Annotated in this window: 5 protein-coding genes and 1 pseudogene; all 6 read right to left on the bottom strand. The window is 37.3% G+C overall.

Annotation, left to right across the window (positions count from 1 at the left end; translation table 11 throughout):
* The coding region (locus ACFIKQ_RS08745; protein WP_375656286.1) for an ABC transporter substrate-binding protein at positions 1-622 on the bottom strand (622 nt) is incomplete at its 3' end.
* 1624 nt (positions 623-2246) lie between these two features.
* The gene (locus tag ACFIKQ_RS08740; RefSeq protein WP_375656285.1) at positions 2247-2873 is read right to left on the bottom strand and encodes a DNA-3-methyladenine glycosylase I; all 627 of its coding nucleotides are present in this window, start codon (positions 2871-2873) and stop codon (positions 2247-2249) included.
* Positions 2851-4281: an exodeoxyribonuclease VII large subunit gene (gene xseA, locus ACFIKQ_RS08735; RefSeq protein WP_375656284.1), complete on the bottom strand. Its 1431-nt coding sequence runs from the start codon at positions 4279-4281 to the stop codon at positions 2851-2853. Before xseA ends, ACFIKQ_RS08740 begins: the two co-directional genes overlap by 23 nt.
* 401 nt (positions 4282-4682) lie before the next feature.
* Positions 4683-6314, bottom strand: a complete 1632-nt coding sequence (locus ACFIKQ_RS08730; RefSeq protein ID WP_375656283.1) for an ABC transporter substrate-binding protein — start codon at positions 6312-6314, stop codon at positions 4683-4685.
* Positions 6315-7151: 837 nt separating this feature from the next.
* Positions 7152-8783 (bottom strand): ABC transporter substrate-binding protein, encoded by a 1632-nt coding sequence (locus tag ACFIKQ_RS08725; protein ID WP_375653288.1) that lies wholly within the window; start codon positions 8781-8783, stop codon positions 7152-7154.
* A 936-nt stretch (positions 8784-9719) separates the two neighbouring features.
* A pseudogene (locus ACFIKQ_RS08720) lies at positions 9720-9893 on the bottom strand (ABC transporter substrate-binding protein); the annotation flags it as partial.

Below are 9893 nucleotides of genomic sequence, written 5' to 3'. Positions count from 1 at the left end.
TTTTCAAATACTGATTTCCCAAATCACCATTTTTTTCGTGTTTCATGATCGTCTTACGATCAAGCAAAGCTGTTGCACGACTCGCAACAACATTATTCAGAATGAGCTCTGCTGGATAAGGCTTATCAAATTTCATCACCACTGTTTTCTCATCAACAGCTTGCAAAGTATCATCAACATTTTGTTCTGTAATTCCATATTCATTAAAAATTGCTGCATTAGCCATCTGCAATTTGACAATCCGCTTCATACCCCAAACAAGATCATTGGCATTGGCTGATCTACCATCGTTAAACTTTAAACCATCACGCAAATGAAAGGTAATCACCGTACTGTGATCATCACCTGAAACATCCCAATGAGTTGCTAAAGACGGAACTATTTTTGTTGGATCATCTGTCGCAGTACTGACCAAATTATCACAAACATTTCCAATAATTTCACTTGCATAAACATCATTGCTTTGGGCAGGATCAAATGTACTGATTGCATCAAGATTCCAAGCCATCACAAGAGTATTAGCCGGTGTTTTTGCTGAAACCTGTTGTACAACTACTCCCAGTGCCACAAGAGCAGCAACAAGAGAGCTGCTACTTTTCAATATTGTTTTCTTCGAGTCCATAAACGTTTCCCTTTATTTATTTTTTATTAATTAATGACGCTGAAATAACATGGCAAATTTATAATTATACACATTGAACAAATACATTCTAATCGCCTATACAGAGTCATCCACTTTATAAATTCATTGACTTACATCTCAATCAAACCATAGCGAACATGAAATATATGTTTTGCTAACCAGTATCACATTCTTTCATAACCTTTCTTTGCATACGATAATGCCGTATACCAGCCCCATTAATCATCAAAACGATAAGCCTTGTAGCCCCCAAAATGGTAAGCTTTAAAAAAAATCATTGCGCAAAAATTTATGAATTCACCATTCTATCCCTTTAGGCGGTATTTAAAATAAAATATGCAAACTTTAAAAATCGTCATTCTCCTCAAACACTCAATTTCAAGATGCGGTGCATCTTTACTACATGATCAAAACTGCACTAAAATAGCAGAAAGGCATAAGAAAAGATCTTTTCTAAAACTCTACCCCCCCACAAAAATCTGCTTAATCTTTTGAAAACCAAGTGTCAAAAGCTTTACGTTTTTACCAACAAAACCAAACACGTTAACAAAAACAAAGAAACAATGAGAATAATCACCCCTTCCAAGCTTTGTCTTTTGAGAGATAAAGCTTGCAATAAAAGAATACACACTAAAATGCACTTCTCTATTGATAAAAACAAAATTCATCAGACCACCCCCCAAAGACATAACGAATATAAACCCTTCTAAACTTTAGTGCGCATCATTGCTTTACCACTATAAAAATAGAATAGAAAACAACATACTGCAACAAAACTCTTGTTTCCAGCAGAAACATACAGAGATTCAACTAAGCAATGTAGTGGATACAAGCCTGCCTGAGCTTAATCACCTTCCCAAAAATGGAGCGCACACGCGGCAAGATCACTCTCTAATAAGAGAAAACTATCAGATAATAAAACCCAACACAAGCAGCTTGAGTCATTTAACTTTAATTTTTCATCGCTGCATTTTATTTTTATTGCCTAGGTAAGTATTGGACAATCGACCTACACACAAATAAACCAACTACCATACAACCAAAGTAAAATATAACAATGCAACAACAGCACGCCCTCTAAAAACCACTTTGCATTCGTCAATAAACATGAATAAAATATTCATTACTTATTATAACGGTCATGTCTATTAACAGAAATAAAAACACCTCTTCTGAACCATTTCAAATGCCAAAGACTGTTGCACAACATTGAACGCTCGTAAAGTGTGTGATGGTGCCGATTTGCTCCGTCATAAGCGTGAAGATGGAGTGCACAATGGATTGACTATTATACCATTCATGGGCTGCGTCGCAAAATGGGCTTTGATACACTAGATGTTTCTTTAAAACATACAAGACATTACCATTATCTAACTTCAGATACATGACAGTTAAGGTATCACTCCTTTTTGCATCTATTTTTTCATCCTCAAAATTATACCTTTATCGTTTTGAGTGCCAACAATAGTAGGAAATCGTTGATATTGTATAGTTTATATATTTTAATTATCTTATACAGTGGAGTTGTATAATCTATACATTTATTAAACAATTCAATTATTATCCTATTGATCATTACCCTTACAAAAGAACGTTGGCTAATTTATCGACAAAAACATCCTTCAAGATGATCATTAACAATCCCTACGGACTGCATAAAAGCATAACAAATTGTGGGACCAATAAATGTCCAGCCACGTTTCTTCAAGTCTTGAGAAAGACAAAGAGAAGCAGGGGTTGTAGGATGAGCCGACAGTGTTTGAAAGTCTATCTTTTCATAACGCTCTGATTGTGGTGGCTGAAAAGACCAAAAATAGCGGGACAAGCTCCCCCACTCTGTTATAATTTCCTGTGCTCTAAGTGCATTATTAAGCACTGATTGAATTTTTCTTTGATGGCGAACAATGTCTTTATTCTGCATTAACATTTGCACCTTTAGCTCATCATAATGAGCAATCTTTTCAAAGTCAAAGTGATCAAATGCAATGCGAAAAAAAGAGCGTTTTTTTAAAATTGTAAACCAAGAAAGCCCCGCTTGGAAACCTTCAAGACAAATTTTTTCAAACAAACAGATATCCTCAAAAACAGGTTTTCCCCATTCGTTATCATGATAAGCACAATAAAGTGGATCCGTTCCAGCCCATGCGCAACGAACTTTTCCATCCACTCCCTTAAGAAGACCTTCCGCAAGCATGGCATTAACCGTATTAAAAGAGAGTTCCTTGATCATCGCTTGGCGGCTTTATCTGCTTGTGTTTTGAACGTTTAGAAAAAATAGGTTCTTGTATTGCAACACTGATATCACCATCAAAAAAGCGTAAATTTATTTGCCCTGTTTCAGGAAACTGAGTCAACCGTTTAACGGGCTTATTATCTTGCCCCAAAGCCAAAACAAAACCACGCTCTAAAATATTCTGATAAGAAGTGCTTTTTAAAAGTCTGAATGCAAGCTCCATTTGGGCACGTTGTTTTTCCACACTACGCACAAAAGCACGATGAAGGCGCGCCGTATATTCCTTTGTATTGCGTTGTGCTTTTTCACTATTTAACAAACGTAGCGAAAGACGTAAACGAAGAGTATGAAAAGAAAAACATTTTTTATCGTAGCTCACACAAAGAGCACGCTGTAATCGATTTGAGATTTCATCAAAACCACGCCGCGGTAGAGCAAAAAGTTGGTCGACAGTGGGAAGACCTCGTCTGGCTGCACGCAACTTTTGTTGATGAAAATCAAAAGAACGTACAAGTCCCTTGCGCAAACGCGCCCCAAGAGACGCAACACACACTTCAAGATCAAGCTTAACGGGAACAGCCTTTTCTGCAGCTCCTGTAGGAGTTGGAGCACGCCAATCAGCGACATAATCAATCAAAGTCCAGTCCGTTTCATGCCCAACAGCAGAAATAACGGGAAGAGCAGAGGCATAAACAGCACGAACAACAGCTTCGTCATTAAACCCCCACAAATCTTCTAAACTTCCCCCTCCCCGTGCAACAATAATAAGATCAGGTTTTGGAATAAGTCCTCCTGGAGCAAGAGCATTAAAACCTTCAACAGCAACAGCTACCTCTCTCCCACTTGTTTCCCCCTGAACACGTACAGGCCAAACCAAAATATGTAACGGAAAACGATCGGATATACGATGAATAATATCACGAATAACAGCACCTGTTGGTGATGTGACAACGCCTATAATTCGAGGCATATAAGGCAAAGGTTTTTTCTTTGCTTCATCAAATAAGCCTTCTTCCACAAACTTTTTCTTACGATTTTCAAGAAGTGTCATCAAAGCACCAACCCCCGTTGGTTCAAGAGCCTCAATGACAATTTGATATTTCGATGACCCTGGATAAGTTGTAAGTTTACCAACAGCAACCACTTCCATCCCTTCTTCAGGAGGAAATTTGAGCTTTTCCATCACTCCACGCCAAATAACAGCTTCCAACCGTGCCTTATCATCCTTTAAAGCAAAATAAGCATGTCCTGAAGCATGAGTACCACGGTAACCTGATATCTCCCCACGCACCCGTACATAACCAAACTTTTCTTCAACAACACGCTTTAGAGCTCCTGCTATTTCGGAAACAGTAAATTCTGCCACATTTGTTACACCTGTTTTTTCACTAAACAAACTTACCATTTTTCAATTCTTTACGCCCGTTTCTGTAAATCTTTTTGAAACAACACAATCTTTAAAATTTTTATTTATAGCTTCATCAAAATATCCATAACACCGGCTAGAACAGCTTATATTTCGAATTTCAAACCGATTATCCGAGTTATAAAAAAGCTTGGAGCCGTTGTATGGGGATCTCCAGAGTTATTATTCCATCCGAAAGCTGTATCAATAGAAGTTAAAATATTCAATCTTAACATCCACACAAACACATCTTTCATAAGAATTCCTGAAATAAAATTCTCTACACAACATAGTAATCCATTCCCGATAAAATTCAACGTATTGCAAAGTGTTAAAGAGCTTTGCAATACATCAAATATATCATGATCATGTTTTTTATATTTTATAAACCTGATACCTTCTTATTTTTCAATTGCACTATAAAAAATACGTGGTGCACTATTCCAAACCCATTTTTTGACATCAGGTGTCATCGCTATTGTGTGATACGTCTGATAGATAAAAGCATAAGGTCCTTTCTGCATAAATTCACGTTGCAAATCAGCATACATTTGCGCCCGTTTTTTGGGATCTTTTTGAAACAACGCATCTTGAACCTTTTGATTCATAGTTTCGTCCAAATACCCATGGCACCAACTCGCATAGCCTGTATTTTTAGCCTCAAGCCGATTATCAGGATTGTAAATAAGGCGTGAAGCCATTGTATGAGGATCCGCAGAATCATTATTCCATCCGAAAAAAATCGTATCAAAAGTACGTGCAGATAGTTTTGAAAATAACTGCGTGCCCACAAAACGTTCAATTTTAAAACGTACCCCAACCTTTTTTGCATTGTCTTGAAGGGACTGAGCAATAGGCAAAGCAAAAGGATAAGGAGAAGTACCAGCAAAAATACTGGCCTCAAAACCATCCGGATAACCTGCCTCTGTTAAAAGTTCCTTTGCTTTTTGGAGATCAAGTTTAAAGGGTTGTCCTTCTTTTTCATCCAAAGCCCCAAGATTACCAAGAGGAATAAAACTTGCACGTGGAACACCAACATCTTTGAGAAGAGTCTCACCGAGTCCTTCATAGTCAATAAGATAGCGCATCGCTAAACGCACTTTTTCATTGGCAAAAATAGGATTTGTCACATTGAAACCCCATATGATCACGGATGGCTCTAACACTCTTTCAACTTTAATATCCGTTGTTGCTTGGAGATCTGCCAAATCCTCTGGCATTAGATTACGTGCAACATCGATATCGTGTTTTTGCAACAATAAACGTTGTGTTCCAGGCTCCGCGACATGGCGAATTAAAATCTTCTTCAATTTAGGCGCCTCACCCCAATAATTGGAGCTTGCACGCAATAAAATCCCTTCTCCAGGACGCCAACTCTCTAACTGATAAGGACCAACACAAGCAGAATGGCTTGCCAAATACCGGTTTCCCATATCACCATTTTTTTCGTGTTTCATGAGTGTCTCACGATCAAGCAAAGAAAGAGTACGACTAGTGGCAAAATGGCTAAGAATGAGCTCTGCTGGATAAGGTTTATCAAATTTCATCACCACTGTTTTGTCGTCCGGTGCTTGAAAAGCCTCATCAACATTCTGTTCTGTGATACCATATTCATTAAATGTCGCCGCAGTAGCCATCTTCAATTTAACAACCCGCTTCATGCTCCAAATTAGATCATTGGCATTCGCAGGACGACCATCATTGAACTTCAAACCATCACGCAAATGAAAAGTAATCACCGTACGCTGATCATCACTTGAAACATCCCAACTCTTCGCCAAAGAGGGAACAAGTTTAGCTGCATTATCTTTAGCTGGTTCAACTAAATTATCACAAACATTGACAAGAACTTCATTACCATAACGGTCATTAATTTGTGCGGGATCAAATGTACTTATTGAATCAAGATTCCAAGCCATCACAAGCGTATCGGCAGGTGTTTTTGCTGAAACTTGTTGCACCAAAATCCCCAGTGCAATAACAGCAGAAACAAAAGCACTGCTCCCTTTCAATATTTTTCCTTTCAAGTTCATAGACTTTTCCTTTTAAAATTTATTGTATAAGTTCTCCATGCAACAATAACGTGCAAGAAATAATAAGATTAGACTTAGAAAACATACCTCCTCGAAATAAAATTAAAAACTCAACAGAAAACGATCTGATATAAAACGAAGGTATTAGGCATAACAGCATCTGTTGGAGATATCACAGTGCTTACAATTTGGGACATATCAGGCAAAGTTTCCTTTTGCTTTATCAATCAGACCTTTTGCTTCAAATTTCTTTTTTGATTTTCTAAAAAGTGTCGCGAAAACACCACCTCCGGTTACTTCAAGAGCCTCAATAAAAATTTGATATTTTGATGATTTTGAATGAATTGTAATTTGCTGAAATTGATTATTTACCCTCCTTCTCAAGAGAAAATTTGAATTTTTGCATCACTCCCCATAAAATAATACCCTCCAATTGCGGAGTGTTATCTTTCAAAACAAAAGGAACCATAACATAGGCATCATAAAAAACTGATATTTCTCTTCACCTCCACACCAAAACTTTTCTTCAATATTGCAAAGTCTTTTCTCCTTTAGCAATGCTAAATGCCACAACATCTGTTGTACTAATTTTTTCAGCAAATGAATTGACCACTTTTCAATTCATGGGAGTTGAAATATTAAGTCTTAAACATCCAAGAAAACACATCTTTAATGAGAATGAAAGATCTCTTTTGAAATAGAAATCTTGAAAAGACACTCAGCAATATATCCTCTATTATTCACAATCTTCAACGTATTGCAAAGCATTTAAGAACTTTGCAATACGTCAAATATATCATGATCATGTTTTTTATATTTTATAAACCTGATACCTTCTTATTTTTCAATTGCACTATAAAAAATACGTGGGGCACTATTCCAAACCCATTTTTTGACATCAGGTGTCATCGCTACAGAAACATATGTCTGATAAATAAAAGCATAGGGTCCTTTCTGCATAAATTCACGTTGCAAATCAGCATACATTTGCACCCGTTTTTGGGGATCTTTTTCAAACAACGCATCCTTAACCTTTTGATTCATACTTTTATCAAAATACCCATGGCACCAACTAGCGTAGCCTGTATTTTTTGCCTCAAACCGATTATCAGGATTGTAAATAAGACGTGAAGCCATTGTATGGGGGTCCGCAGAGCCATTATTCCATCCGAAAAAAATCGTATCAAAACCACGCGCATAAAATTTTGAAAACAACTGCGTACCTACAAAACGTTCAATTTTAAAATGTACCCCAATCTTTTTTGCGTTGTCTTGGAGAGACTGAGCAATAGGCAAAGCAAAAGGATAAGGAGATGCCCCTGCAAAAATATTGGCCTCAAAACCATCCGGATAACCTGCCTCTGTTAAAAGTTCCTTTGCTTTTTGGAGATCAAGTTTAAAGGGTTGTCCTTCTTTTTCATCTAAAGCCCCAAGATTACCAAGAGGAATAAAACTTGCACGGGGAATACCAACATCTTTGAGAAGGGTCTTACTGAGTCCTTCATAATCAATAAGATAGCGCATCGCTAAACGCACTTTTTCCTTAGCAAAAATAGGGTTCGTCGTATTAAAACCCCATATAATCATGGAGGGCGCCAACACTTTTTCAACCTTAATATCCGTTGTTGCTTGGAGATCTGACAAATCCTCTGGCATCAGATTACGTGCAACATCGATATCGTATTTTTCCAATAATAAACGTTGCGTTCCAGGCTCCGCAACATGGCGAATTAAAATCTTCTTCAATTTAGGCGCTTCCCCCCAATAATTGGAGCTTGCACGCAATAAAAGAGCTTCTCCAGGACGCCAACTCTCTAACTGATAAGGACCAACACAAGCAGAATGACTTGCCAAATACCGGTTTCCCATATCGCCATCTTGTTCGTTTTTCATGAGTGTCTCACGATCCAGCAAGGCAGCAGTGCGATTAGTGGAAATATTGCTAAGAATGAGCTCTGCAGGATAAGGTTTATCAAATTTCATCACCACCGTTTTGTCGTCCGGTGCTTGAAAAGCCTCATCAACGTTTTGTTCTGTAATCCCATATTCATTAAATGTTGCCGCATTGGACAATTTCAATTTCACAACCCGCTTCATACCCCAAACAAGATCATTGGCATTGGCTAATCTACCATCGTTAAACTTTAAACCATCGCGCAAATGAAAAGTAATCACCGTACTCTGGTCATCACTTAAAACATCCCAACTCTTTGCCAAAGAAGGAACCATTTTAGCTGCATCATCTGTAGCAGAAACGACCAAATTATCACAAATATTGTTAACCACTTCAATTCCATAACGGTCATTGAGTTGTGCAGGGTCAAATGTACTTATTGGATCCAGATTCCAAGCCATTACAAGCGTATCGGTAGGTGTTTTTGCTGAAACTTGTTGCACAAACATCCCCATTGCAAGAACAGCAGAAACAAAAGAACAGCTCTTTTTCAATATTTTTCTTTTCACGTTCATAGACTTTTCCTTTTAACGTTTATTGTATAAATTCCCCATGCAGCAAAACGTGCTTAATAATTAAGTTTAGACGAACTATAGGCTCCTAAAGACCAAGCTTTAAAATCTTCAAGAACAAGCACCTCTTGCCAATGACTCCTCCTGCCTACACTTACAAGCCAAACAAAAACATACAAAGGAAAACACTCTGATATATTCTGATATATAATGAACGCTCACCAACAACAGAGCTTATCCACGATATCATAACGCCTACTATTGAAGACTATAAAACCAATATTTTTTCTCTATCTTGTTCAGCAAGCTTGTCTCTTATTTCTTCCGGCGTTTTGCATACCATCAAAGCACTAGCCCTTTCGGCTCAAGTACCTTAATAACAAAGAGCTTTCATAATAATTTGACGATTTGATAAAACAGGAAAATTCGTTAGTTTGCTAAGTGCAACGACTTTTATTCCTTCTTCAAAAGGAAATTTGATTGTTTTTCATCACTCCCCGTAAAATAACTCCCTCCCAATTGGCATCTCATCATCTTTCAAAGCAAAAGAAAATATGAACACCATAAAAAACTGATACCCCTTGTGTACCCCCCATAACAAAACTTTCTTTCAACATCGCAAAACCTTTGCACCTTTAGCACTACTAAATTCCGCGACATTTGTTACACTTAGTTTTTTATGTTACACTCAGCTTTTTAACAAATAAATTGACCACTTTTCAATTCAGAGAAATTGAAATATTCAATCTTAACATCCACACAAATACACCTCTAATGAGAATGAAAAATCTCTTTAAACGAATGTCTTGAAAAGACATTCAACAATATATCACGCATTACCTATGATCTTCGACGTATTGCAAAGCTTAAAAATTTATACAATACGCCGAATATATCATGACGATGTCCTTTATCTATTGAACACCATTGAAGACACGCTTATTTTTCAATTTTACTATAAAAAATATGCGGTGCACTATTCCAAACCCACTTTTTGATATCCGGTGTCATCGCGACGACGCCATATTTCTGATAGATAAACGCATAAGGTCCTTTTTGCATAAGTTCACGTTGTAAATCAGCATATATTTGCGCCCGTTTTTGCGGATCTTT

Origin of the sequence: Bartonella sp. MR63HLJHH, from assembly GCF_042194155.1 — a bacterium.
Lineage (GTDB): Bacteria > Pseudomonadota > Alphaproteobacteria > Rhizobiales > Rhizobiaceae > Bartonella > Bartonella grahamii.
Note: the sequence above shows the minus strand (reverse complement) of the source record. Positions and strands in the feature narration are given on the sequence as shown.